28 protein-coding genes and 2 riboswitches are annotated in these 25,597 nt (G+C 45.0%); of the genes, 16 read left to right on the forward strand and 12 right to left on the reverse strand.

Features of this window, described 5'->3' with window-relative positions; genetic code table 11:
- The first annotated feature begins 23 nt into the window (after positions 1–23).
- The 5 genes from odhB to GJB59_RS18590 all read left to right on the forward strand — a co-directional run bounded on the left by odhB (position 24) and on the right by GJB59_RS18590 (position 5,151).
- Positions 24–1,286, forward strand: a complete 1,263-nt coding sequence (gene odhB, locus GJB59_RS18570) for a 2-oxoglutarate dehydrogenase complex dihydrolipoyllysine-residue succinyltransferase (protein WP_142826330.1) — start codon at positions 24–26, stop codon at positions 1,284–1,286.
- Between the two features lie 89 nt (positions 1,287–1,375).
- The gene (locus GJB59_RS18575; protein WP_142826329.1) at positions 1,376–1,966 is read left to right on the forward strand and encodes a DedA family protein; all 591 of its coding nucleotides are present in this window, start codon (positions 1,376–1,378) and stop codon (positions 1,964–1,966) included.
- Between the two features lie 177 nt (positions 1,967–2,143).
- Complete coding sequence (locus GJB59_RS18580; RefSeq protein ID WP_142826328.1) at positions 2,144–2,341, forward strand: DUF6501 family protein; 198 nt, start codon at positions 2,144–2,146, stop codon at positions 2,339–2,341.
- 89 nt (positions 2,342–2,430) lie between these two features.
- Complete coding sequence (locus GJB59_RS18585) at positions 2,431–3,288, forward strand: AAA family ATPase (RefSeq protein ID WP_142826327.1); 858 nt, start codon at positions 2,431–2,433, stop codon at positions 3,286–3,288.
- A 9-nt stretch (positions 3,289–3,297) separates the two neighbouring features.
- Positions 3,298–5,151 (forward strand): vWA domain-containing protein, encoded by a 1,854-nt coding sequence (locus GJB59_RS18590; RefSeq protein WP_142826326.1) that lies wholly within the window; start codon positions 3,298–3,300, stop codon positions 5,149–5,151.
- Between the two features lie 188 nt (positions 5,152–5,339).
- Here GJB59_RS18590 and GJB59_RS18595 read toward each other — a convergent pair whose 3' ends face one another.
- Together GJB59_RS18595 and GJB59_RS18600 are read right to left on the reverse strand one after the other, a co-directional pair.
- Positions 5,340–6,521: a toxic anion resistance protein gene (locus GJB59_RS18595; protein WP_142826325.1), complete on the reverse strand. Its 1,182-nt coding sequence runs from the start codon at positions 6,519–6,521 to the stop codon at positions 5,340–5,342.
- Positions 6,493–7,200 carry a 5-bromo-4-chloroindolyl phosphate hydrolysis family protein gene (locus tag GJB59_RS18600; protein WP_142826324.1) on the reverse strand — a complete coding sequence of 236 codons (708 nt, stop codon included), beginning with the start codon at positions 7,198–7,200 and terminating at the stop codon, positions 6,493–6,495. Before GJB59_RS18600 ends, GJB59_RS18595 begins: the two co-directional genes overlap by 29 nt.
- 204 nt (positions 7,201–7,404) lie before the next feature.
- Here GJB59_RS18600 and GJB59_RS18605 point away from each other — a divergent pair, with 204 nt between their 5' ends.
- The 4 genes from GJB59_RS18605 (at position 7,405) to GJB59_RS18620 (ending at position 8,954) form a co-directional block, all read left to right on the forward strand.
- Complete coding sequence (locus GJB59_RS18605; protein WP_142826323.1) at positions 7,405–7,701, forward strand: DUF1033 family protein; 297 nt, start codon at positions 7,405–7,407, stop codon at positions 7,699–7,701.
- Positions 7,702–7,886: 185 nt separating this feature from the next.
- Positions 7,887–8,087, forward strand: coding sequence for a cold-shock protein (locus GJB59_RS18610; protein ID WP_008428384.1), 201 nt, complete (start codon positions 7,887–7,889; stop codon positions 8,085–8,087).
- Between the two features lie 126 nt (positions 8,088–8,213).
- Positions 8,214–8,420: a cold-shock protein gene (locus GJB59_RS18615; protein ID WP_142826322.1), complete on the forward strand. Its 207-nt coding sequence runs from the start codon at positions 8,214–8,216 to the stop codon at positions 8,418–8,420.
- A 57-nt stretch (positions 8,421–8,477) separates the two neighbouring features.
- Positions 8,478–8,954, forward strand: coding sequence for a YkvA family protein (locus tag GJB59_RS18620; protein ID WP_142826321.1), 477 nt, complete (start codon positions 8,478–8,480; stop codon positions 8,952–8,954).
- A 103-nt stretch (positions 8,955–9,057) separates the two neighbouring features.
- Here the strand turns inward: GJB59_RS18620 and GJB59_RS18625 are convergent, their stop codons facing one another.
- Entirely contained in the window at positions 9,058–10,665 is a 1,608-nt protein-coding gene (locus tag GJB59_RS18625; protein WP_142826320.1) for an ABC-F family ATP-binding cassette domain-containing protein, read from the reverse strand.
- Positions 10,666–10,772: 107 nt separating this feature from the next.
- Positions 10,773–11,006, reverse strand: coding sequence for a protein YuzH (locus tag GJB59_RS18630; protein ID WP_142826319.1), 234 nt, complete (start codon positions 11,004–11,006; stop codon positions 10,773–10,775).
- Positions 11,007–11,127: 121 nt separating this feature from the next.
- Here GJB59_RS18630 and GJB59_RS18635 point away from each other — a divergent pair, with 121 nt between their 5' ends.
- Positions 11,128–12,300: an MFS transporter gene (locus GJB59_RS18635; protein ID WP_142826318.1), complete on the forward strand. Its 1,173-nt coding sequence runs from the start codon at positions 11,128–11,130 to the stop codon at positions 12,298–12,300.
- 2 nt (positions 12,301–12,302) lie between these two features.
- Here the strand turns inward: GJB59_RS18635 and GJB59_RS18640 are convergent, their stop codons facing one another.
- Both GJB59_RS18640 and msrA read right to left on the reverse strand, forming a co-directional pair.
- Positions 12,303–12,614: a DUF2651 family protein gene (locus GJB59_RS18640; protein ID WP_142826317.1), complete on the reverse strand. Its 312-nt coding sequence runs from the start codon at positions 12,612–12,614 to the stop codon at positions 12,303–12,305.
- 83 nt (positions 12,615–12,697) lie between these two features.
- Entirely contained in the window at positions 12,698–13,228 is a 531-nt protein-coding gene (gene msrA, locus GJB59_RS18645) for a peptide-methionine (S)-S-oxide reductase MsrA (protein WP_142826316.1), read from the reverse strand.
- 313 nt (positions 13,229–13,541) lie between these two features.
- Here msrA and GJB59_RS18650 point away from each other — a divergent pair, with 313 nt between their 5' ends.
- The 4 genes from GJB59_RS18650 (at position 13,542) to GJB59_RS18665 (ending at position 17,137) form a co-directional block, all read left to right on the forward strand.
- Positions 13,542–14,489, forward strand: a complete 948-nt coding sequence (locus GJB59_RS18650; RefSeq protein ID WP_142826315.1) for an LCP family protein — start codon at positions 13,542–13,544, stop codon at positions 14,487–14,489.
- A 58-nt stretch (positions 14,490–14,547) separates the two neighbouring features.
- Positions 14,548–15,756, forward strand: a complete 1,209-nt coding sequence (locus GJB59_RS18655) for an AI-2E family transporter (RefSeq protein WP_236015735.1) — start codon at positions 14,548–14,550, stop codon at positions 15,754–15,756.
- 63 nt (positions 15,757–15,819) lie between these two features.
- On the forward strand, positions 15,820–16,239 hold the full coding sequence (locus tag GJB59_RS18660) for a sporulation protein (protein WP_142826314.1): 420 nt from the start codon (positions 15,820–15,822) through the stop codon (positions 16,237–16,239).
- A gap of 541 nt (positions 16,240–16,780) precedes the next feature.
- Positions 16,781–17,137, forward strand: a complete 357-nt coding sequence (locus GJB59_RS18665) for a hypothetical protein (protein WP_142826313.1) — start codon at positions 16,781–16,783, stop codon at positions 17,135–17,137.
- A gap of 163 nt (positions 17,138–17,300) precedes the next feature.
- Here GJB59_RS18665 and GJB59_RS18670 read toward each other — a convergent pair whose 3' ends face one another.
- The 5 genes from GJB59_RS18670 to GJB59_RS18690 all read right to left on the reverse strand — a co-directional run bounded on the left by GJB59_RS18670 (position 17,301) and on the right by GJB59_RS18690 (position 21,348).
- Complete coding sequence (locus GJB59_RS18670; protein WP_142826312.1) at positions 17,301–17,765, reverse strand: hypothetical protein; 465 nt, start codon at positions 17,763–17,765, stop codon at positions 17,301–17,303.
- A gap of 250 nt (positions 17,766–18,015) precedes the next feature.
- Complete coding sequence (locus GJB59_RS18675; protein ID WP_185959982.1) at positions 18,016–18,750, reverse strand: energy-coupling factor transporter transmembrane component T family protein; 735 nt, start codon at positions 18,748–18,750, stop codon at positions 18,016–18,018.
- Position 18,751: 1 nt separating this feature from the next.
- Positions 18,752–20,182 carry an ABC transporter ATP-binding protein gene (locus tag GJB59_RS18680; protein WP_142826310.1) on the reverse strand — a complete coding sequence of 477 codons (1,431 nt, stop codon included), beginning with the start codon at positions 20,180–20,182 and terminating at the stop codon, positions 18,752–18,754.
- Positions 20,175–20,756 (reverse strand): ECF transporter S component, encoded by a 582-nt coding sequence (locus tag GJB59_RS18685; protein ID WP_142826309.1) that lies wholly within the window; start codon positions 20,754–20,756, stop codon positions 20,175–20,177. The genes GJB59_RS18680 and GJB59_RS18685 overlap by 8 nt, the downstream gene beginning before the upstream one ends.
- Position 20,757: 1 nt before the next feature.
- Positions 20,758–21,348 (reverse strand): YkoF family thiamine/hydroxymethylpyrimidine-binding protein, encoded by a 591-nt coding sequence (locus GJB59_RS18690; RefSeq protein ID WP_142826308.1) that lies wholly within the window; start codon positions 21,346–21,348, stop codon positions 20,758–20,760.
- Between the two features lie 90 nt (positions 21,349–21,438).
- Positions 21,439–21,544: riboswitch (TPP riboswitch) on the reverse strand.
- 217 nt (positions 21,545–21,761) lie between these two features.
- Here GJB59_RS18690 and GJB59_RS18695 point away from each other — a divergent pair.
- Positions 21,762–22,472, forward strand: a complete 711-nt coding sequence (locus GJB59_RS18695; RefSeq protein ID WP_142826307.1) for a vWA domain-containing protein — start codon at positions 21,762–21,764, stop codon at positions 22,470–22,472.
- Positions 22,473–22,538: 66 nt separating this feature from the next.
- Here GJB59_RS18695 and GJB59_RS18700 read toward each other — a convergent pair whose 3' ends face one another.
- Positions 22,539–23,741: an MFS transporter gene (locus GJB59_RS18700; protein WP_142826306.1), complete on the reverse strand. Its 1,203-nt coding sequence runs from the start codon at positions 23,739–23,741 to the stop codon at positions 22,539–22,541.
- A gap of 89 nt (positions 23,742–23,830) precedes the next feature.
- A riboswitch (purine riboswitch) is annotated at positions 23,831–23,930 on the reverse strand.
- A gap of 265 nt (positions 23,931–24,195) precedes the next feature.
- Between GJB59_RS18700 and GJB59_RS18705 the strand changes: the two genes are divergently transcribed.
- Positions 24,196–25,491, forward strand: coding sequence for a M48 family metallopeptidase (locus tag GJB59_RS18705; RefSeq protein WP_142826305.1), 1,296 nt, complete (start codon positions 24,196–24,198; stop codon positions 25,489–25,491).
- The last annotated feature ends 106 nt before the right edge of the window (positions 25,492–25,597 follow it).

Genomic DNA, 25,597 nt, shown 5'->3' on the forward strand with positions numbered 1-25,597 from the left:
GATAATCTAAGGAGGAATTTTTTGTGGCAGAGATTAAAGTACCGGAATTAGCAGAATCGATTACAGAAGGAACAATCGCTCAGTGGCTTAAACAGCCGGGCGAAACAGTCCAAAAAGGCGAATTCATCGTTGAATTGGAAACAGACAAAGTTAACGTTGAAGTTATCTCAGAAGAAGCTGGGGTTGTTCAGGAACATTTAGCACAAGAAGGCGATACAGTTGAAGTTGGACAAGTTATCGCTATCGTTGGCGAAGGTTCTGGCGAAGCTGCAGCACCTAAAACTGAAGAAGCTCCACAAAAATCCGAGGAGCCTGCTAAGACAGATGCTGCCGCAACTCCAGAGCCTGTGGAAAAAGATCCGGCAGCTGAAGAGCAATCTTCTTCTGACCGTACAATCGCTAGCCCGGCTGCACGCAAATTGGCACGCGAAAAAGGAATCGATCTGGCAGCTATTTCTCCAGTAGATCCAATGGGCCGTGTACGCGTACAGGATGTTGAAGCCCACGGTTCAAAACCGGCTGCAAGTGCACCGGCTGCAAAAGCGGAAGCACCAAAAGCTGCTGCTCCTTCTTCCGATGAAGAAAACGGCCGCATTGTCCGTGAAAAAATGACAAGACGCCGTCAGACGATCGCAAAACGTCTTCTTGAAGTAAGACAATCTACTGCGATGTTGACGACGTTCAATGAAATCGATATGACAAATGTCATGGCACTTCGCAGCCGCAAAAAAGATCAGTTCCTTAAAAACAACGATGTGAAACTTGGCTTTATGTCATTCTTCACAAAAGCAGTTACGGCTGCTTTGAAAAAATACCCTTATGTCAACGCTGAATTGGACGGGACGGATGTCCTGTTGAAACAGTTCTATGATGTCGGGATTGCGGTTTCAACCGAAGAAGGACTTGTTGTACCGATCGTTCGCGATACGGACAAAAAGAACTTCGCTGAAATCGAAGCGACAATCGGCGAGCTTGCTGCTAAAGCACGCGATAAGAAACTCTCGATTGCAGACATGTCAGGTGGTTCGTTTACCATTACAAACGGTGGAGTATTCGGTTCATTGATGTCTACACCGATTTTGAATGGTACACAGGTTGGTATTCTTGGAATGCACACCATTCAAAAGCGTCCTGTAGCTATCGGAGATGAAGTTCAAATTCGCCCGATGATGTATGTTGCTCTTTCATACGATCACCGCGTAATCGACGGAAGCGATTCTGTTGGTTTCTTGAAAATGGTCAAAGACATGATCGAGAACCCAGAAGATTTACTGCTGGAATCTTAATATAAACGGTTAACCGGATAGTCCTGCGTTGCAGGACTATCTTTTTTTTGTCATCATAAGGGAAACAAGCCTAAAGGCGGTAGAAGTACATGGATATTTCGTTTTTTATTGAATTGGTGAAGGAATATGGCTATTTCAGCATGTTTGTATTTAATTGGCTGCTGCTGTTCGGCTTGCCAATTCCGAACGAAGTGGCTGCTGCATTTTCAGGAGTCATGACGGAAATCAGCTATTTCAAGCCGGTTTATGCCTTTTTGGCAGCTTACTTAGGCTTGATTTCCAGCAATACATTCGCATATTTTATCGGACGCAGCCTGGGGCAAAGGCTGTTGAACCGGCTGAATCGGACCCGTTTAAAAGGGCCAATCAGCCGATTCAGTGCCTTTTTGGAAAAACACGGGGAATGGGCGATTGCGTTCAGCTTTTTCCTTCCAGGAATTCGGTGGGCCATGCCTTATGTGGTCGGCGCCAACCGGTTTCCATTCCTGCGCTACATGCTTTTTGCCTATACAGCTGGGTTTGTCTGGATGTTCATTTACTTTAATGTGGGCAGGACGTTTCCATATGCATACGAGTCGATTCTTGGACACTTACAAGGCTTTTTGATCCTACTATCGGTTCTTGTTATCGCTGGGTTATTGCTGCGTTATTTGTACAGCACAAAGTTTGCAAAAAAGTAGTTTTAGTTGAAAGTTATGCAGGTGTGCTGGGGCTGGAAAATTTTCTTATCTTGCCAATAAGTTCGACAATGAAAGAACATAAGTTGAACCCGTATCTTACTCAAAAAGGACAGGTTTGAAATTACCTGGTGTTTTCCTTATACTGAAGACATAGACAGATAGAAAAGGATGAGGACTATGATTCACAATGAATGGCTTGAGAAAGACACCATCAGAACCGTCACTTGCAAGCATACAGAAGCAGCTAAGTTTTTGGTTTCCAATGTGCTGACTGCAGGCAAGGAATATGAAGTGAAAAACGAAACCGACGAATTTATTTTTGTAGTGGACAATACCGGCAAAATTGGTGGATTCTATAAAACGTATTTCGAATAACGATTGGATAATGGGCTGTTAAAGCCTCAAAGAATGTCAAAAAGCCGATGGATGTGCATCGGCTTTTTCTGCGGAAAAGAGGAAAAAGAATGTCGTTGATTGAACTGGATATAGCCAAACGCAAGGAACGGACGCATGAAAATTATGATAAATTGATCGGAAAAGCGGGATACATCGCACCAGACAACCATCTGTGGCAGGATATTTTGTCCGCGATTGTTCTACGGAAGCCTGTCTTGCTGAAAGGGCCGACGGGAGCAGGCAAGACGAAGCTTGCAGAAAGCGTTTCGGCTCTTTTCGGTCAGCCGATGCAAAGCATCAACTGTTCAGTGGATCTGGACGCAGAAGCGCTGCTGGGCTTTAAAACCTTGGTTCAGCGGGATGGGCAAAGTGTCATTGAGTTTGTCGAAGGACCCGTTGTAACAGCAATGAAAAAAGGGCATTTTTTATACATCGATGAAATCAATATGGCCAAAGCAGAAACTTTGCCGATTCTTCACAGCGCATTGGATCATCGCCGTATGATGACCAATCCGTTTACTGGAGAAGTCATCGAAGCCCACCCTGATTTTGGTGTGATATCCGCCATCAATGAAGGCTATATTGGAACCGCCCCAATGAATGAAGCTCTGAAAAACCGTTTTATTGCGTACCCAATCCCCTATTTGACTGGCCAGCAGCTGGCTGAGCTTTGGGACCGTGAATTTCCGGAAGCGGACGGGAACTTGAAAGCGTTTATGCTGAATCTGGCAGAAGACTTGATGAAGCAAGTCGAGAACGGTCTGTTATCTGAAGAAGCAGCTTCAATCAGGAGTTTGCTGGATGCTACTGCTTTAGCTGCATATATGGATCCGCTGCGTGCAGTGCAATATGCCATTGCCGAAAAACTGGATGATGAAAGCGAACGTGATTTGTTTATGGATCTGGCTCATACTTGGAAAAAGTAGGTGAATAGAATGGCGTCAGTCAACCGATTTATCCAATTCAACAATGAAACCATCGATACTAAGATGCTTCATCAAATGGAGCTTCTTGCCGGCGCACTGGCGGATGCCCCTTATTTGAAAGTGACGACACGCAAACTGGTGGAGCTTCGGCCATCTGAATCGGCCCTGTCCATCAGTGTTTTTTGGCGGCATCGCACAAAGCGGATTGAACGCAATGGGTATCTGTCGGATATCTATTTGATGGCTGCCGGCTATTGGCGTGATTTCGATTTAAGCGCATGGCGGAACTTTAAAAAAAGCGATGCCCCTCTGCCAAGCTTGCGGGAACAATTGCTGTTGTGCGCGGAGGAGTTCCGGCTATCTGAACAAATCAAGAGAGCACGTCCTGGAACGGCTGCTGCATTTGATACGCGAGAAGCCGTTTATTCGGAATACCATGAAGACCAGTTTAAGCAAAACCATAAAAAAGGCTTTAAAAGCGATGTGCTGATCAATGCAGCTTATTTGCGCTTGCGTGGAATTGACGTCGACATGGACGAAAACTTTCATTCGCTGTTTCTTATTTGGACGGATTTGTTTGATGCAAAGTCAACGATCGATTCTGTGAGGGTTGTAGAACGAGTCATGGACCGGGCTGAGTTTCTGCTGGACGCGGATGCATTGCATGGTTATTACACTTTCGGCGAATCGGCTGAAAAAGCGCCGCCTTTTCGGTATCATGAGGGAATAGAAGCGGAAGAATCGGATGAGCCGGAAGAAATAGAAACCATTGAAGAGTGGTTCGAGTCCTGGCATCGGGAAACCGAAATGAGCGAAGCGCCAGCAATGGAGTTTGAACTTGAACGCGGCGATTCCCAGCTTGCAGAAGGCGGCAGGGAAGAAGAAGGAGCAGGAGACGTACAGCAGACGGCTAAAGGCGATTCCAGCGGCGAGCATCTGGAAGACAGTGATGCCGAAGACCGGCAGATGGAAAGCCAGCCGAAAAAAGCGGAAGGCAAGTTCGGCTCTGCCAATGACCAGGTAATTTTTCACGAATCGAGGCTGCGGGCACAAGGCGACCACCGGCTGGATATTGAAGTTTGGCGGAAAAAACAGGCACCATACGTACGTGCTTTGCTGAAAGAGCTGAAAAAAAGAATGACCCAGAGACAGGAAGGAATCCGCCTCAACTTAAACGCGGGAAGGCTGTCGAAAAAACTGGTGCCGCTGGCGATTGAAGAACGTCCCAAACCATTTTACCGGAAGACGGCGCCTTCTAAAGAATTGGATGCGGTTTTTTGCCTGTTGATTGATGGATCCGCCTCAATGCTGGACAAACTGGATGAAACAAAGCAAGCTGTGCTGTTGTTCCACGATGTGCTGCGCGGGTTGAATGTGCCGCATGAAATTGTGCTGTTTTACGAAGACGCTTACGAAGCAAGCGACGCGGAACAGCCGAATTATTTTGAGTGGATGCACAAGTTTGAAGACCGCAACAAAGATCATGCACAGGAAATCGCTTCATTGGATGCGCACGAAGACAACCGGGATGGTTTTGCGATTCGCTGGATGAACAGCCGCTTGAAAAGGCGCACCGAAAAACATCGCTTTTTACTGGTTTTTTCCGATGGGGAGCCATCTGCTTACAACTATGCGGAAAATGGCGTAGTGGATACGGCAAACGCTGTTGCAGAGGCCAAAAAGCAAGGCATTGAAGTGCTGCATCTTTTTTTGAGCAGCGACTCAATCACCGAGGAGCAGGCGGCCTTTTACCGGATGATGTATGGCAATAAATCCGTCAGTGCCGATTCTTTGGAGCAGTTTGTTGAACAAACTCTGCGCCTGCTGAAAAGAAGTTTGCATTTAGTAATTCAATCAGGGTGATTTTTGGCTGTTCATGTGGCTAATCGTTGCTCCTGTTAATTAGTTATTTCCAGTAGTAGAGTTTACTTTCCAGAAAGTTTGAGATACTTTCCGCAGCTTCCCGAATAAGTTTTAAATGGCTTGAGATACTTTCCATAGAATAATGCACACAACAAACCCCGGAAGCTAATGAGCTCCCGGGGTTTAGATTACATATTATTCTTTTCGTTGTTGTCATGAATAGTGAGAAGGCGCTGTTTCAGGTCTTCTTCCATGCGGCCGATTTCAAGTTCTGCCGCTTTGCGGTTTCTTCGGCCTTCGGCTTGGATCTTCAACGTCTCTTCTATGGTTTCAAGCAAGTTTTCCTGTGTTTTCTTCAATGTGTCGATTTCAACGATGCCACGCTCGTTTTCACGAGCAGTCTCAATCGAGTTCATTTTCAACATTTCCGAGTTTTTCAGGAGCAGGTCATTGGTCGTTGCTGTAACTTGCTTTTGGGCCTCAACAGCTTTCAACTGTTTGTTCAGTGTCAATGCTATGGCAATCTGGTTTTTCCATAATGGAATTGACGTCATGATGGACGACTGGATTTTTTCCGCCAAAGTTTGGTTGGTTTGCTGGATCATACGGATCTGCGGTGCGCTTTGGATGGTGATCTGTCGCGACAACTGCAAATCGTAAAGGCGTTTTTCCAGGCGATCCACGTACTGGACCATGTCGTTGACTTCCTGGTAGACCATTTGATCCTGTGACGTTTCCGCTTTTCTGCGAAGTGCAGGAATCGTTTCGTTCATAATTTCATCGCGTTTAATTTCAGCTGCCGCGATATAAACATTCAGTGCCTGGAAATAGGTTTTGTTCTGGTCGTATAGCTGCTCAAGCATTTGAACGTCATCTAAAAGTCCACGCTTGGAATGGTCAAGCTGGATGCTGATGCGGTCAACTTGGCTGCTGAGTTTCTGGTATTTGCTCATCATTTCCTGTACCGAGTATTTGGCTTTCGAAAAAATCTTTCGTATTCCTGATTTTTTGCCTTGCGTCAACTCTTCAGGATTGAGTTCTTCCAGTTTTTTCATCAAATCATGAAGTACGTCACCGACAGGCCCGATATCTTTGCGCTGGACATGGTCAAGCATCTTATGTGAAAACTGGCTCAATTGGTTTTGGGCATTTGCACCGTACGTCAAAATCGCTTCGTTATTGCCAATCGGAATTTGTTTTGCCAGCTCACGTGCTTTGGCCTGTTCATCTTTTGTCAAACGATCAATTAAAGCAACGGGTCTGTCTTCTGGTTGGTCGGCTGCCGACTGCTCTTTTTTTTCCAATTGCATGCCAAAAGGCGATTCCAATAAATCATCCAATTCACTTCGAGTTGATGGTTTCTCTGTCATCTTCCACGTCTCCCTCATGTTCAGGTTCTGGCTGAACGAGTAATTTCTGATTATTATGCTGATCAACAGCTAACTGGGCATAATCTAACTCCATGCGCAGCTTTTCGACATCGCTTGATAGGACGCGTTTCAAATCCTGCTCCATAACTTTATTGAGGGACAGCAGCATTTCACGAGTATCCTGCAGCGCTACACGCATTTCCTGATCTTTGACCGGCTGTCCGACCAATAGGGTATATTTCTCCGTCAACTCAATGGCGGAATCCAGATGAGAATAGAAGAATGGTTCAGCTAAATAGAATTTTCTGGGGTTTTGCTGAACCACCATAATAATTTTATTGGCGATTTTTGTCATATCCATCAACTGTTTGAAAGATGAAATAGAACGGACTTTGTAATAATTGCCTTGGAGCTGTTTTATTTTTTCTTTTCCTTCTTTTATCTGGGTGCGCACATTTTTAAATTCACTTCGCGTCATTCCAAGATTTTTGGAATCTGATGAAATTTGAACTTGTTTGATTGTGCTGTTGCTGGCGATATATGTGCCGGCAGCGACTGCTCCAGAAGCGATCAACCCGATTTCTGCACCTAGATACAGGACTGGGAACATCACTGTCATGAGAGGCAGGCTGACGGATTGTCTTTTGATGAAATTTTCAATCGGCTTTAGGGGCTTCATGCAAAGAACCTCCTTCACTGCTACTATAACTATACGTTCCGTACATTGAAAAGTTTCATCTCAATGCCTTCTCTACCTAGTATTTTACGTGAAACAGGAAGTCAATACAAACTTTCGGACCCCTTTAAAAAATTAAGCGGAACACTTTACAAGCTGGTAAAGATTTGGCACAATGCTAACTAGGAAGAAACGAGGCAGATTGCAATGCATGAAATAGTCTATATGCGAGCAGATTACGAACCGTGGTGGATGTTTGACGGCTGGGAAGAAAAAGTGGTGTCACGCAGAGAATTTGAATCTACTGAGAAAGCAAAGCAGTATCTGGAGGAACTTGATCTGGATTTCAGCCGCCGGTTTGCTCAGCGTGAAACGAGGGATTCGGCTTTCACAGCTTATTGGAATAATGAAGAAATGGAATATTGCGAAAAGTGTGAAGAGGATTTACAGATCTTTCACGGCCTTATTTGGCTCTATAACGGGAAGCCAAAGATAAGTTTTTAGATTTATTTGACTTTTGTAGTCAATTTGATATAATAACTGTAACAATATGAAATCTTCACCAATTACAGCTATTCACATATTCCCTAAAGTGATCAGCACGTGATGGTACTTTAGGGAATATGTGAATTTTTTTATTTGAAAAGATTCCATATTGAAAATTTTTCTTACCACAGGAGGTAATTTATATGCAAGAAGGAACAGTAAAATGGTTTAACTCAGAAAAAGGCTTTGGTTTTATCGAAGTTGAAGGCGGAGATGATGTATTTGTACATTTCTCAGCAATCCAAGGTGAAGGCTTTAAAACGCTTGACGAAGGACAACGTGTTGAGTTCGAAGTAGAAGAAGGCAACCGTGGACCACAAGCTACTAACGTAACTAAAGTCTAATAACCAAGAACCGCTCTTTTGGGAGCGGTTCTTTTTTTATAGGAGCTCTATTGCTTAAAGGTTTTTATTTTTAGCCCATAGGGTATAAATAGAGGATTGGTGAAAGAGAACATGGGAGGTTTTTAAATGGAAGGCAAAGTAAAATCATTTGATGAGATTAAAGGCATAGGCATGATTACAGGCGACAATGGGGAAGATTTCTTTTTTGAGGAAATCAATATCAATGTCGAAGGCTTCCGGAAGCTGGTTCCAGGCCAACCCGTAAAGTTCACCGTCTATGAAGGTGTAGCCGATAAAGAGCGTGTAGCAACAAACGTGACATTGGTATTTTAACTGCGGCCATGTACTCGGTAACTGTGCATGATCAGAAAGATCAAGGGGGACAACAAAATGACTAATGAATACTTAAAAAAAGATATGCCAAGCCAAGAAAAGCAAGAAGACTTTTATCATAAACTCCGGGACAGAGTACAAAATTGGGTAGATTCTAAACCAAAAGTGATTGGAACTGTCAGCGGGTACGTTTTGTTCGCGCCCGATCTTTTCCATTTGCTGACTAAATTGATGCTGGACAACCGCATTGACAAGAAAAGCAAAGCAGCTGTTGGTGCAGGTATCATGTATTTTATCGCGCCGATAGATTTTCTGCCTGAAATCTTGCTGGGTCCAGGTGGATTCCTTGATGATGTCGTCGTTGCAGTATTTGTAATCAATACATTGTTGAACAAGTTCCCAAAAGAAGTTATCGCAGAACATTGGGCTGGCGATGAGGACTTGTTGGCACTTGTCAAAAAAGTATCAAATTCAGGGAATAAATACGTTTCTAAATTGCCTGCAGGCCGTTTAGTGAAACGTTTTACAAAATAAATAACAAGCAGAAAAGCCGGGGATCTGCATAGATCCCCGGCTTTTCTGTTTGTAGAAAAAGCAGCCCGTCGGATAATACAAACGGCACTGCTTTAAAATTTATTTAGTTTGTGATGCCTTGAGTGTCTTTCCATTCAAGGAATTCATCATAGCCCAATTGCTTGTCGAGGATTGAACCGTCTTCACGGATTTCAATCACGCGGTTCGCAACCGTCTGGATAAACTGATGGTCATGGGAAGTGAAGACCATGGCGCCTTTAAAGGCGATCATGCCATTGTTCAACGCCTGGATTGATTCAAGGTCCAAGTGGTTGGTAGGCTCATCCAATAGCAGAACGTTTGCATGCGACAGCATCATTTTAGATAGCATGCAGCGAACTTTTTCGCCACCGGACAGCACAGAAGGTTTCTTTTTCACTTCTTCGCCGGAGAACAGCATTCTGCCAAGGAAGCCGCGAAGGAAAGTTTCGCTTTCGTCTTCAGGTGAATACTGGCGAAGCCAGTCCACCAACGACAACTCGCTGCCTTCAAAGTAAATCGTGTTGTCAATCGGCAAGTAAGCACGTGAAGTGGTAACGCCCCAGCGTACCGAACCGGCAGCCGGTTGGTCTTCTTCAGCTAAGATGCGGAGAAGAGCCGATTTTGCGAGTGGATCGCCGATCAAAACGATTTTATCGTCTTTGTTCAAGTTGAAGCTGACGTTGTTCAACAATTGCTTGCCGTCTACTGTTTGGCTCACGTCTTTTACTGTCAATACATCATTGCCGATTTCACGGCCGATGGTGAAGTTGACAAACGGATACTTACGGGAAGAAGGGCGGATATCGTCCAGCTCAATTTTATCGAGCATTTTCTTCCGTGATGTGGCTTGCTTCGATTTCGAAGCATTGGCGGAGAAACGGGCGATAAAGGCTTGCAGCTCTTTGATCTTTTCTTCTTTCTTCGAGTTCTGGTCAGATGCCAAACGGGTTGCCAATTGGCTTGATTCGTACCAGAAGTCATAGTTCCCAACATAAAGCTGAATTTTACCAAAGTCAAGGTCAGCGATATGTGTACATACTTTGTTCAAAAAGTGGCGGTCATGCGATACTACAATGACGGTGTTATCAAAGTTGATCAGGAATTCTTCAAGCCATTGGATGGCTTTCAAGTCCAAGTGGTTAGTAGGCTCATCCAGCAACAGAACATCAGGTTTGCCGAACAAAGCTTGTGCCAAAAGCACTTTCACTTTGTCAGAACCGGAAAGTTCAGCCATTTTCTTATCATGAAGCTCTTCAGAAATGCCAAGGCCCTGGAGCAAGATTGCAGCTTCGGACTCAGCTTCCCAACCGTTCAGTTCTGCGAATTCGCCTTCAAGCTCAGCAGCGCGCATGCCGTCTTCATCAGAAAAGTCTTCTTTCATGTAAATGGCGTTTTTCTCTGACATGACTTCATACAGTTTTTTATGGCCCATAATAACCGTTTCAAGAACAGCATGCTCTTCGTATTCAAAATGGTTTTGCTTTAATACAGCAAGGCGTTCGCCGGATCCCATATAAACATTTCCAGACTGCGCGTCAAGATCACCAGATAGAATTTTGATGAACGTTGATTTGCCGGCACCATTGGCACCAATCAATCCGTAGCAATTGCCCGGGTTGAATTGAATATTTACATCTTCGAATAGTTTGCGGTCGCCAAAGCGAAGACTTACATCATTTACAGCTATCATTTATACGTACCTCCTAAATTTCACAATAAGAAGAGTATACCACGAAATCCACGGAAATCGATAGCAATCGCCCGTGGTCTCAGATAAACTAAAATTATATTGTTGATTTATCTTGTTTTGCGCTTTACGTATGCATCCAGCATGCCAAGTTCCTTGTTCAGCAAATACTCCATCTGTACGTAATCGCGCCGGCCGGGGATATGTTCCGGAGTCAGGCCTTTCATCGAATAGATAAAGTAATAACTGCCGATTTGGCGAAACAGCACGACGACATGCGGAAATTCGTCAAAAATTGCTTTTATATTATAGCGTTTTGCGTAACTCCAATTTACGAGTTTCATCGGTTACCCGCCTTTCACATCTTTATTTTAAATGATGGCGGCGTGAGAACACAAGTTTGTACCTTATGTTCGGCTGAAAAGCTGATTAATTTATTCGAGTTGGTGGACAGGAGGAAAAAACGTGGCTGAAAAGCAGAAAAATGCAGCGATGGGCGGTATGGTTTTGGCGATTCTTTTTGTGGCTTTGAATTTGCGTCCGGCTATTTCGTCGATCGGCCCAATGCTAGAACCGATTCGAGCCGACTTAAATCTGAGCAATAGTGAAGTGAGCCTGCTCACGGCGGTTCCTGTATTTTGCATGGGGCTTTTTGCACCGCTTGCTGTGTTGTTCGGCCGGAAATTCGGCTTAAAGCGGTCAATTGCCGTATTGCTGTTGGCAATAGGGGTGTTTACGTTGGCCAGAGGCTTTATGCCGACTTATCCTGTTTTGCTTGCCAGTGCCTTTTTCATCGGTTTGTCGATTGCCATCATCAGTCCGTTGCTGTCGGCCATGATCAAGCGGGATTTTCCAATGCGGACCGCAGCGCTGATTGGCGTCTTTTCGTTTGGTATGGGATTAGGGGCAACCTTGTCGGCAGGATTGACAGGTGTCTTTTACAGTGTCGCGGATTGGCCGCTGGCGATTGCCAGCTGGAGTTTGCTGTCTATTGCCGCAGTGGTTATTTGGCTGCGGGTGGAGCAGCCGGCTGAGGAGAAGCCGGAGAGATCCGGACTTGAAGAGATTGCCGGAATTTCGCCTTGGAAGAATAAGCGGGCTTGGTATATGCTGTTGTTTTTCGGCTGCCAATCGGCCTTATTCTTTTCGATGCTCACATGGCTCGCGCCGATTGCAATTGAAAAAGGCATGTCCGTTTTAGCGGCAGGAGGGGTATTGACTTTGATGTCGGCTGTACAGATTGCAGGGAACATCAGTATTCCACTGTTTTTCAATAAATTCCCGAACCGCTTAGGCTGGATATTAGCGGTATTGTCCTTTGGAACCGTGGGAATTCTGCTGTTGATGTTTGGCAGTGTTACGGCTGTTTGGGCTGCTGCTGCGTTTATTGGCGTAGCCTTGGGTGGTCTGTTCCCGATTGCCTTGCTGATGCCCCTTGATGAAACAGCTTCTGCAGATGAAGCCAATAGCTGGACGGCAATGACGCAATCAGGCGGCTACATCATTTCGGCATTTATGCCGTTAACGATTGGAATCGTCTATGACCAGACAGGCAATCACAGTATCACGTTGACCATGCTTTTAATCTTTATCTTCTTGATGGTCATTTTCGCAGTATTGCTCAATAAAAAGGAGTAACACTATTCTTTAGGCTCCGGCAAAAAAAACTCTTTAATGGCATGTGGCTGCAGAACAAAAATCCAGGAAAGATAAAGGGAAATCAACGGGAAAATAATGCACCAGGACGATACCATAGTAAAAGACAGCTCTGAGTTAGGAAAAAATGAAGTGAAGTACCAATAGTTATAGCTCAAAGTTAATAGCATGGTTGTGATCGGGCCAACGTAAACTTTTTTTGTAAACAAAGCGAGCATAATGCCAATTCCAATAACAATGGTTGGAACTATCACCAATTGCATCACGATAGGATCTATTGCTTCTATAAGCTTCAATCGATTTCCTCCCTAAATCTGATATGAGCGGGGTAATTGACAGAATAGTTACTTAATAATAGAGGGTAAAAAAAGTCGACGCATCAAGCGTCAACTTTTTCCCAGGCGTCGGAAAGAAATTTGTCCCGCCCGGAATCTGCCCGGTCTTTTTGGTAGTGCTCCGCATTTTTCTTGTAAAAATCCTGATGGTAATCTTCTGCTGCGTAAAACGGAGCAGCATCGTGGATCTCGGTGACTACAGGTTTGGTGAACCGTCCGCTGTTATCAAGTTCCTGCTTTGAATTCTCTGCAAGAAGCCGCTGCTTTTCGTTGTGGACAAATATAGCAGCCCGGTAAGATGGGCCGCGGTCCTGGAACTGTCCATCATTGTCGGTCGGATCGATTTGCTGCCAAAAAATGTCCAACAACTGTTCATACGAGAAAACATCCGGCTGGAACGTAATCTCTACGACTTCCAAATGGCCAGTTGTCCCGGATTTTACTTGTTCGTATGTAGGGTTTTCTACATGTCCACCGCTATAGCCTGAAACGACCTGCTCAATGCCGTCAAACTGATCGAACGGTTTGACCATGCACCAAAAGCAGCCGCCTGCAAATGTCGCTTTTTCCGTCATGATAATGTCTCCTTTCGGGTAAGGAAGTATATTGGATTATTTGTTTCAGTGAATGGTTATCGAACCCATAAAAGAATTTTGCTTTTAAAGTCTCTCCAACTGGATAAGAAAAATCTTACCACTCCAACAGAATGTAGACAATAAAAATGTTTCAAAGAGGCAGAGTGATCTGCCCAAGTATAAAAATCTCATCATTACCAGGAAAAAAAACCTATTTCTATGAACAAACGCAACTAATTAAGGGGATATCCGAAACTTAATGCATAGAAGAGCGTCTTATTGACGTAAAAGTTTAGAAAGGAGTGCATATATAATGGAAGAAGAACTACAACCCATCAAAAGAAAAAGACGCAGAAAAAGAAGATTTCGGCTGCGCGGCATCGTCTTCCTGCTTCTGGTCGCCCTAATCGCTATTGGCGCTTATGCATTCATACAATTTAAAACTGGCGTCAGTTTGGCAGACAACTCTGAACAGGAACCCGTGACATTTAATGGAGATGCAGCAAACGGAGATTATGAAAATATTTTGGTGCTTGGTGTTGACTCGCGTGGAGAAGAGCAGTCCCGCACAGATACGATGATGCTTGCTACTCATGACAAAGCGAATGGGGAAATTAAACTGACTTCCTTTATGCGTGACATTTATGCCGATATTCCCGGCTATCAATCCTATAAATTAAATACAGCTTATTATTTAGGCGGAGTGGACTTGCTTGCAGAAACGTTAAGAGGCATGTTCGGCGTGGAAATCCATCATTATGCACTGATCGACTTTGCTAGCTTTGAAAGTCTGGTCGATGTAGCAGCACCAAATGGCGTCGAAATCGATGTTGAAAAGGCGATGTCCGAACTAATCGGTGTATCGCTGACGCCTGGCGTACAGAATTTGAACGGCAAGGAGCTCCTGGGGTACGCCCGTTTCCGAGCTGACAGCGAAGGCGATTTTGGACGCGTCCGCCGTCAGCAGCAAGTTATTGCAGCCATGAAAGACGAATTGGTCAGCGTAACGGCAATTCCCAAATACCCGAAATTGGCAGGTGCCTTGCAGGGCTATGTCCAAACCGACATGCCATTGACTGATCAAGTGAAACTAGCTACACAATTGGCGGCCGGAGGGAGCGGGGAAGTGCAACGGCTGACTTTGCCTGTAGAAAACAGTTATAGCTATGGCAATTATTCTCACGCCGGTTCAGTTCTCGATATAGATTTAGAGCTGAACAGACAAGCCTTAAGTGAATATTTGTCACAACCCTTAGACTAAATCATCAGAAATTATGATAATATGAAGGTATAAAGTCTATTCAGAAAAGGGGAAGTTTATGCAGCCAGAGGACAAGCTTATTCAGCCTGAGGATAAGCCTTCATTTTTTGCCACCAGTTATATCCGCTTTTTAGGCGGAAGAAACACATTGTTCACACTGATCTCTATGTTGTTGCTTGGGCTCGTAGTTTATATTTTCAGGGAAGTTTCATTTATCTTCCACCCAGTCAGCGTTTTTATGAAAACGGTTGTTTTGCCGATTGTCCTGGCATTGATTTTCTTCTATCTGCTTCGGCCGGTATTGCGCATGCTGGAGAATTTCAAAATTCCGCGCATTTGGGGAATCATCATCATCTTCCTCGGTGTTGTCGGACTGATCACGTTGCTGATCGTATTGGTATTTCCTTTTTTGCGGTCTCAATTTCAAACGTTGATTGAGGAGTTTCCGGAGTATTTTATGCAATTGCTGACAGATGTGGATGCTTTTTTGAGAACTTCCTTTATTGGTGATTATTACAGCGAATCCAATTTCACAGTAGACACGCTGCTGGCTACTTTGCCTGGAGATATTGCGAATACGCTGCAAAACACAGTAACCAGCATCATTACAGGGGTCACTGGTTTAATCTCAACCATTACCGGCGTTATTTTGTCGGTTGTCATTGTACCTTTCATCCTCTTTTACTTGTTAAAAGACGGCGATAAGCTGCCAGAGTATTTTCTCAAGCTATTGCCGCCGAGATTCCGTGACGATACTCGTGAAGTGTTCACTGAAGCGGACAGGCAATTGGGTGCTTATATTCAAGGCCAGTTGATTGTTGCATTTTGCATTGGCGTTATGGTTTATATTGGATTCCTGATTATCGGCATGGATTATGCGTTATTGCTGGGAGTTTTGGCGATGGTCACGAGTGTGGTGCCTTATATCGGCCCCGCGATTGCAATAGCCCCGGCTGCCATCATTGCACTGGTCACCTCTCCATTTATGCTCGTTAAGCTGGCAATCGTCTGGACGGTCGTGCAATTGGTGGAAGGCAACTTGATCTCTCCGCAAGTTATGGGGAAAACATTGTTTATACATCCTGTGACAATTATTTTTGTTCTTTTGACGGCAGGATCATTGTTTGGCATTGTCGGAGTGATACTGGGTATCCCCATGTATGCCCTGCTGCGTGTACTGGTCTCGCATTTTTATAAGCTCTTTAAACGCCGTTACAACAAACATGAGATCAATTTAGAGAACCAGTACGATTATACGGAACTATAGGATTGTTTTAAAAAAGTATTATTGTGGTATATAAGGATTAACAATAGTTGGGGGTTCGAAGTTATGAAGTTCAAGGATTTTTTATCATCTATCGGCATTGGGTCATTAAAAGTGAACACAGTCGTTGAGAGGCCTCATTTGGAAGAAGGCGAAACTTTAAATGGCACCATTTATCTTGATGGAGGAGATGGGGAACAAACCATTGATTTTATCGAATTGAATGTTGTGAAGCTTGTCGAGGATACGCGTGATGACAGCGATTTTGATTTTTACGAAACGGTTGTCGCAAAACAATCGATGGAGTTTGCAGGATCAGTCAAATCAAAGGACACGGTCATGCAGCAGTTTGAAATTGTTCCAGACGAACGTTGGATACTGGAAAATCCTAACGCCAAATTGATTTTGCGGACAATTGTCCATGTGAAAAATGGGGTCAATGCAAGAGATGAAGATGATATCACATACGGAACATTAGAGAGCTGAGTTTTCAGCTCTTTTTTTTTGACCGAAAATCGAATAGGTTATTGAAAGGAGACTATTTGTCAGACGTGTTCAGCATACAAAGTTGTTACGCAAAGATATGGGCAGTGAAATATAAGGACTGCAGCTTATAGAGTAAAAATTAATTCAAATTTATTCGCTGATATTGATAATCATTCTCACTTGTGGTATGGTGTATGAGAACAGCAGCTAAGCAGAGGCCTACAAAACAGAGGCGATCGAACTATGATCGTAAAGTTTGTGCTTGGTTGTGCTGGACTATGAATGCTCAGCCGGTGTATCTTCTGGAACAGGCCGTGACCCTGTGATTTTGGAATACCGGATTGGAGTGGCAGCAAGGGGGTTCGGGTGGACTTGGTGTTCACAGATGCTCTGCTCAGCATCTGCGGAACAGCAAGAGCTGCCAGGAAGCCCCTTTTTATCTGTCCGACTTGCTGCTTTAGAAACAATGCAGTTTTAACTGGAACCACCGCATTGCCGAAGAACTGAACGTTGAAGATCACCAGCATGGGAGCGGAGGCAGATGAAAAAAATGATGCTGTTGCTGAGCCTGCTTGCATCCATTAAAATTCAGGCTTATACACTGAATGAAAACCCGGAGCATATCAATCAGGCAGTCAGTGGAGCGAATACCGAAATTCTGTTGGTGTATGCATTTCCCGACTTTAACCACCCTCAATCACTTTTGCCGGCGATTCAAACCGATAAGATCGAGACAGAACTTGCCGGAGTGTCGACGGCAGAAACGCAACGTGAAGTGGTCAAAGCGGACTTGGATGAAAAAGAAGGTCGGCTGGATTGGAAAACGGGGATTATTGTTTTATGCGTCGCTTTCTTTGTTTATTCGATTAATAAAGGCAAGAAGCAGGATATCGATTAGTACCGACCATATTAAAACAGAAGACACTCATCGATAACCGGCTTTATTTTTTCTATATAGTTCAGTACATACAAAAACCATTGCCCAGGCTGATCCTTAAAAAGATCAGCCTGGGCAATGGTTTTTGCGGTAAAAGCTCTTCGAAGGCTCATTTTTTTAAAATTCACTCTAGGGGAATGTTGTAAATCAATTTAGCTCCTAATGCTTTTATTTCTATATGGGGAGAAGCGGTTTTTAGGCGAGTTATGTGTTCGATTGCTGCTTTTTGTGCATCTTCAAAATTTGGATGGCTTTCGGCTGTATTGATTGACTGGATTTCAAATGGAGTGGAGGGGGATTTTTTTATAAATAATAATATTATGTAATCCAAAGAAATTCGCGTCTTCATAAAAACATCGGGTTCGATTAACAATTCGTTGTCCGGAAAGTAGCTGATTTTGTCTTCACAGAATATGGCAATTCTTTTGAGGATCCATAAGTACGGTTCTTTTGAGGTCATCCTGGTTTCTACTGTTTTTAGTACTGTATCCAGGTGTTGTTCAAACAAAGAAAAAGAATGCGGCTGGTTTGGCGTTACGACAAAGTAAATCCGGCTGTCTTGTTCGTCTAGCAGTTGAAATCCATTCACAGCAATTCCCCCCCAGTAAATCGAGTCATGTAACTGCTTTCATTATAATCCATAGAATGGCCAGGAACAAATGCTGTACTCCGCTTTACATGTAGAATAATACATAAGGAAATAGTAAATAAGTTCAAAACAAGCAACAAGCATAGAAAAAACAGAAAAAGGGAAAACCCTTACAATAAGGATTTTCCCTTTCAGACTTTTTGGCGCTCCTATATCAATCGGATCCATTTGTTTTTGCTTTTGCATATTTTTAGCTCAGCCAACTGCCGCCAATACAGCTGGTGAGGAGGAGGATAAGGAAAATGCCGGACATGAGCCAATCTGTGCGATCAATCTGAACCGGATGATAAAAAGCACTTCTCGGTTCACCTGTAAAGCCGCGTGCTTCCATAGCAAATGCCGATCGCTCGGCTTTTCGTACAGCTCCTGCAAGCATTGGAATCAGGACTCGGCGCATGGATAACAGCCGTTGCCAGCTGTATTTCTTTGTTTCTGCACCGCGCAGCCTTTGAGCCTGCTGAATTTGAGTAAATTCGTCCTTCATGACCGGCAGGAACTGATAGCCCACCATCACACCGTATGACAGCTTTGGTGACAGCTTCATTTGCTGCATAAGGCTCATGATAAATTTCACTGGATCAGTGGTGAAAGCGAATAGCAGAGACAGTGTAGAGAACGCCATTACACGGAATGCCAATGACAAGGCGCGTGCCCATTGTTCTTCGGTTACATCGATTCCCGCAAATGACCAGATGATCGTTCCTCCAGTTTCTGCCCCAAAGACGACAGTGGTCCATAAATAACCGAATGCGCCGATCGAAAACGGCAGCATGAACAGCAGCCACAACTTCCAATTTATATGGCTCATCGTCAGCTGCAGCAGGATGATGCCGAGCCAGAACAAAAGCGGCGTCCACGGATTGAAGAAAAACGCAATGACCAGCATCGATAGGGTGACCAGGATGAACTTGACGGATGGATTCATGTCATGCAAAAGATTTCGCAGGACGGACCACTCCTTTTGGGGCCAGCAAATGATGTGATGCTAACAGTTTTTCATTCGACCAAACTTCGTTTGCAGGAAACTTGCCGGTCATATGCCCGTCTTTGATCAGTATCACTGAGTCGGCCAAACCTGCTGCAAATTCCATATCATGCGTAACGATCAGAAAACTCGTGCCTTCTCTGGAACGCTGGTCAATCAAGTTAAAAAGCTCCAGCAGTGCATCGTCATCTTGTCCGGATGTCGGCTCATCCATCAATAAGACGGGTTTTTTATCAGCGAGCATTGCCGCAATTGCCACACGCCTTTTTTGACCGTGGCTGATCGCAAAGGGATGTGCTTCTCGGACTTCTTCAAGGCGGAGACTGGCCATCAGTCCATTCAGTTCAGACTGGCTTGAGGCCCCTGAAAACGCCACTTCCTGTTGGACGCTTTGCGTCAAGAACAGGTATTCCGGTGACTGGGGTACATAGCCAATTCCGTCTGCTCTGATTGTGCCAGTCTTCGGTTTATAAATGCCGCATAACGCCTTTACAAGCGTCGACTTGCCGCTGCCGTTCGGACCGGCGATAGCCACCACTTCGCCTTGGCTGACGGAAAACTCCAGCGGATCGAGCAATTGCTTGTCTTTCATGGTGACCGAAAGCCCTTGGGTAAGCAATAACGTGATCGGTTGAGCGGCAGATTGGCGTTCTGGGAATAAAATCGGCTGGCGCGGTATAAATGTTTGATCAGCCACGATCCGGCCGTCATAGCCTAATTGAATTTCACGTTCGAAAAAAGATCCCCAGCAGTCCAGCCGGTGTTCGACCGTGACGATAGTCAGATTTGATGCTTGCTGCAGATCCTCCAGCCAGTGGACAAATTGCAATGCCGTATATGGGTCCAGGTGAGACAAGGGTTCGTCGAGCAACAATACCTCCGGCTCCATAATCAGCGCACACGCGGTCGCCACGCGCTGTTTCATTCCTCCGGACAAGGATTGAATGACCGTATTTCGCAAGTGTGCAAGTCCAGTCTCTTCCAAAACCGCTGTGATGCGCGGCTCCATCTGTGCAAACGGCGTCTGCAGATTTTCCAGTGTAAATGCCAGCTCTTCTTCAACAGTGGGCATGCAAAACTGCGAATCGGGATCCTGAAAGACAGTGGCGATGCGATGATTGATTTCACCGGGAGCATAGTCTTCGGCCGTTTTCCCGAACAGTATAATTTTTCCATCTACAAGACCGTCGCAATTATCGGGATATAAACGGTTCAGCAAATACAGAAAGGTGCTTTTACCGCAGCCGCTCGGACCAGTCAGGACCAGCCGTTCGCCCCGGTGGACCGAAAAGGAAATGTTGGTTAAGGTTTTATCTTCGTCTTCCGGAAAGCGAAACGACAGTCCATCTAAAGAGAAAATCTCTTCAAGCATTCACATCACCTTTTTTCGCATGTGCAATCGCATAGCCCCGGAGTGAACCAGTCGCAAGCAAAGCGTCGCCTATATACTTGCCGCCGATGCCTGCGATAATTGCTCCGCTAAGAACGCGTATCGTAAACATTAAAGCCACAAAAGAAGGATCGAGTGCTGCATATCCGGAAACGAAATAGCCATAAACGAAGCTGAAAACAGCCGATCCGATGCCGGCAAGCATTAACACGAGTATGTTGAAATGCTTGTAACCGGTTAATGCGAATACTGCTTCTGCACCCAGCCCTTGAATGACGCCAGACAAGATCAGGCGGGGACCAACAGCATTGCCGATCAGCACTTCGATTGTCGCCGCCATCGTTTCGGATAGGAAGGCCGCACCAGGCTTGCGGATGATGTACATGCAGATAATCGAGACGATAAACCAAATGCCGAACATCCATTCATAGGCGAGCGGCCCGATAACCGCTGCCCAAATGTTTGCGGCGTGGACAAACAGCAAATAGACGATGCCAAATACGACCGCAAAGAGGGACATCAAGACCACTTCTTTTAATTTCCACGACTTCAGCACGTTAGGCACCTCCGTGAGAAGGGCTGTTAATGCTCATCGATACGGTCATCACCAAATGGCGGTGTTCATCAGAACGTGCATGGGTAAACGCTTCTTCATAAAAGTTGAAAACTTCGTGAATGTCGCCGTGGATGCCGCTGGCGTAATGCATCGAGTCGTTGAAAACTCCTCTTTGTTTGGCGCGCTCCACTTCCCGGTATATGACTGCCATATAATCCGGATTGTTCATCGGGTAAAGGGCAAACTGGGAAGAGACGTATTGCTTGGTGCTATCGGTGTTCAACAGCACATCGTCTTTTTCAAGGTAGACGTCCCCTGATGAATCGCCGGGGCAGCCGATTGAAAAGGTGCCAGAAAGCGCCACATGCTCTCCGGTCTTTGCAGCATGCAAAGCCAGTGCCTTTGCGACGTTAAAGACGTGATTCTGTTTGCCGCGTATCACGGTTGAGACATCATCGGTATGCATCCAGACGTTCGATGTGTCTGTTTCTTTCAGTGCTCCTTTTATTACTTTAATAAAGTCTTTGGTCATCGGATGGAGCGAAAATCGAAATCCGACGATTGGGCTTGTTCCACAGTGCAATGGTTCCATAACTACATTCCTCCCAAAAATTTGCACAAAAAAGACCGCATCCGCGAAGATGCAGCCATAATCTACAAATAATCATAAAAGGAATTATTTCAGAAATGCGCCGCACTTCCTCACGCAGGTATTATCCTGATCGAGTTATGAGGGATCGAAGCTTGCGCTTGCATCTCAGCCATAATGGGCACCCCTAGTGCAGAAAACGGTATGCGGTTTTTGTGTTCGGGTTGTTCCCGATGGATTTAGTGTAGAGGAAGAAGTTGGAGATGTAAAGAGGAGTTTGGAAAAGGTATAGGTGGCAGTTTGAGGTGGTGGTCTGAAATCGCTCTGTTCACGTCTTTAAATATTTCCAATATTTTCTTTTTATGTTTACGAATCTTCGCTATACTTAAAGCACCATGACAAGAGGAGGCAGTTTGATGAACACTATTTCCCTTAAGAAAAAAACGGCTAGTATCGTTTTAGAGAAAAAGAAATTAACAGGTGTCGCAGCAAAGGTCGGCATTGTGCTGGATATTTCAGGATCGATGCGCAAACTTTATCGCGAAGGCGTGGTGCAGGAAGTTGTAGAACGGGTTTTGGCCGTGGCCAGCCAGTTTGACGATGACGGCGCACTGGATGTATGGGTGTATGACAATGAATTTTCCCGTTTGCCGGCAGCTACGGAAGCAACGTTTATGGGCTATGTGGAAAAGAACATTTTAGCCAATGACAGCATCCACAAGTTTGGCCGCAACGATGAACCAAAAGTGATGGAAGACGTCATCAAAAAATACACGAAAGAAGAACCGAGTGATGATCCGGTCTTTTTGGTATTCATCAATGACGGCGGCTGCAAGTCCGGCATCAAGAAGTTCATTGTGGAATCTTCTGATAAGCCGATTTTCTGGCAATTTATCGGCATCGGCGACTCGAACTTTGATGTGCTGAAAAAACTGGATACCATGGAAGGCCGTCTCGTGGATAATGCCAACTTTTTCCATGTTCCAGATATCGATCAAGTGACGGATGAAGAGCTGTACAATCAAATGCTGGATGAATTTCCGATGTGGCTGGAAGAAGCAAAAGAAAAAGGGATTTTTCGCAAAAAACGCAAATCACCTTTGGATTTTATTTTTGGGAACAGGTAACAGCAGTTGCAGAAGGATAAAAAACAAAACCCCGATGGATTCCATCGGGGCTTTGCGGCAACTGGGTTAATTTGGTTCGTAACCGTTTTTGAATTTCTGGCTGCCCATCTGTTCTGCTTTTTGCTCTTTTACCGAACGCGTAATGGAAAATACCGCACAGCCAAGAGCAACCAATACGATACCAGCACCTACCCATGCTGTGCTTGAGACCGAACCGGTTTGCGTCAAGGTGATGCCGCCGATTGCAGAACCAAGTGCGATCCCAATCTGCAGGGCGGAGTTATTAAAGCTTTGCTGGATGTCAGATGTTGCTGGATCGGTTTCAATCAGGTAGCTTTGCTGAGGGGGAGCCAGGCTCCAGCTAAGTGCTGCCCAGATGACCATAACGGGCAGGAAAACAAAGAGTGAAAATGTCGTCAGCGGGAGCAGGAACAAGACAATTGCAAATGCAGAAATGACAATGATGATGCTTTTTTTCGAGCCAATCGAATCGGACATCGTGCCGCCAATTGCGCCTCCGCTGACTGCCGCAATCCCGAACAGCAAGTAGCAGACGCTGACCCAGAACGAGCTCAGCTGCAGGTTGGTTTCCAAGAACGGTGTGAAATATGCGTAGACCGTATAATGGCCGGCAAGCATGAACATCGTCGCGAGATGGGCTGTTCCGATTTTGGCACTCGCCACCGCTTTCAGCTGCTGCTTAAGCGGAACTGCTGTGCCTCCAGGAATCGGCTGGATGTAAAGGGCAATAAGTGCCATTGAACCGATGGACAACGCCGCGATGCCAAGGAAAATTAGGCGCCACGCGAATGCATCCGAAAGGAGAATGCCAAGCGGAACGCCGAGGACGAGCGATGAACTGATTCCCATAAAGATAAGGCCGATCGCTTTTGCGCGGTATGGTGGTTCGACAATTTTGGCAGCAATGGTCAAAGACAAAACGACGATGAGTGCAGTACTGGCTGCCGTAATGACACGGGCAATCATCATCCATGTAAAGTCAGGGCTGAAGAAAGTCATAATGTTTCCAAGGAAGAAGATGGCCAGGGAAATCAAATATACTTTCTTCCGTTCAAATCTGCTGGTTGCCACCAGCAAGACAGGTCCTGCAATGGCATAGATTAACGCAAATAAGGTAATCAGCTGTCCAGCTGAACTTAGCGAGACGCCAAATTCCTCTGCGATTGTCGGCAGGATGCCGCCGACGATGAGTTCCACGAGTCCGACTGCGACTGTGGACAAGGCAAGAATGTAAACTTTCAGATTCATGGGTTCATTCACTCTCTTTCAAAATAGGGTAATAAAAAAATGGCAAAAAGATCTCCGTCAGAAAACACAAAAAAATCCTGATTACAAAAAACGAACGGATCGTTTTTTGTAATCAGGATTTTGCGGTTCCTGGTAGAGACCCTTAAGCCATATTCTTAAGGTTATACAGACGCTTATAAGTAGCTATTTACTTTAAGAATCTTACAATAAATAATATGTTTCTGCAAGTCCTATTGCGGACCGGTGCAAATTTCTTGGTAGATCGGTTCATTCCAAGCTTTATCTATATTTATTCGTTTTTACAGGAAGTTAAGATAAAAAAATAAAACGGCTTCAATAGATTTTTAGTAAAAACTGAAATAAAAAAATAACAAAATACACAAAAATAGCCTCTTAAAATTAGGCACTATGTGCTATTATATGTAAGATATTCCAAATTGAGAGGGAGTTAATTGTGGACATTACTAAGATTCAATCGAGCAGAGAAACCATGTATTTTGTCATCAGCCTAGTTTTCAGCATTCTTATTTACGCAGCGGCTGTAGTATCCATCATCGGCATTGCTATCGCCCTGACCATTTTTGTGATTTTGCTGTTTGCAAATGCTATCATGCTCGGATCAATCCGCGGCAACGGAGTCCGGATTCATGAACGGCAGTTCCCTGATGTCTATGAACGCGTCCAAACCCTGGCAAAACAGATGGAACTGAAAAAAGTCCCAGATGTCTTTGTCGTCCAATCGGAGGGGGCATTGAACGCTTTTGCTACCCGTTTCTTCGGGCGCGATATGGTCGTTTTGTATTCCGAAGTGTTTGAATTGGCCCGTGAGCAAGGGCAAGAGGAACTGGACTTTATCATTGCCCACGAACTGGCCCATGTAAAGCGGCGTCATGTGTGGAAAAATCTCTTGATCCTGCCAGCAGGATTCCTTCCCTTTCTTAGCGAAGCCTATAGCCGTTCATGCGAATATACATGCGACCGCCATGCCGCTTTCACTATCCAAAACGCAGCTGCGGCGAAGCGTGCATTGACGCTTCTTGGAATCGGTAAGAAAACGTATTTGGAAGTGAATGAAGACGCATACCGTGAACAAATTGCAACCGAAACAAATGCGGTCGTCTGGTTGAGTGAAGTGTTATCGACACATCCACGCTTGCCGAAACGGATACAAGCCATCGAGCAATTCGACAACAGCGATGCGAAATTCTATGAGCCCAACCATGGAAAAATTGCCCTTGGCGCAACGTTGATGGTAGGGATTGTAGGGGCTGTGTACTTCCTGACCATTGCGCTTTTTGCAGGTGGTGCATTCGCCTTTTCGCAATTTTTGCCGGATTTAGATGAACCTTTGTACGAAGAAGATTATGGCTTTGGAGTAGAAGGGGAGACCTCGCTAATGTCCGCTGCCTCCATAGGTGATCTGGCTGCAACCGAAGAGTTGATTGCAAATGGCGAAGATGTACATGCTACAGATGCAGATGGATCAGATGCATTGATGTACGCTATTTACTCTGGAAACATTGCCGTTATTCAAGTGTTGCTCGATGCAGGAGCTGACGTTAATACGATGGATGACTATTCTACCGTATTGGCATCGGCTGTGATGATGGGCGAATATGAAATGGCATTGCTGCTGATAGAGAACGGAGCGGACCCTGCTTTGCCAGGTCCTGATGGTTACAATGCCATGGATCAAATCGAAGCTGAGAGTGAAGCGGAGTTTTTGGAGATGCTGAGAGCGGGCCAGTAATATTCACTGATATGCCAATGCATTCCTACAGCAAAAAACGCCTCAATGAAACTTGGTTTCATTGGGGCGTTTTAGCTTTTATTTCACTACAATGTATCCATTGTTG

Origin of the sequence: Planococcus soli, from assembly GCF_016881065.1 — a bacterium.
GTDB lineage: Bacteria > Bacillota > Bacilli > Bacillales_A > Planococcaceae > Planococcus > Planococcus soli.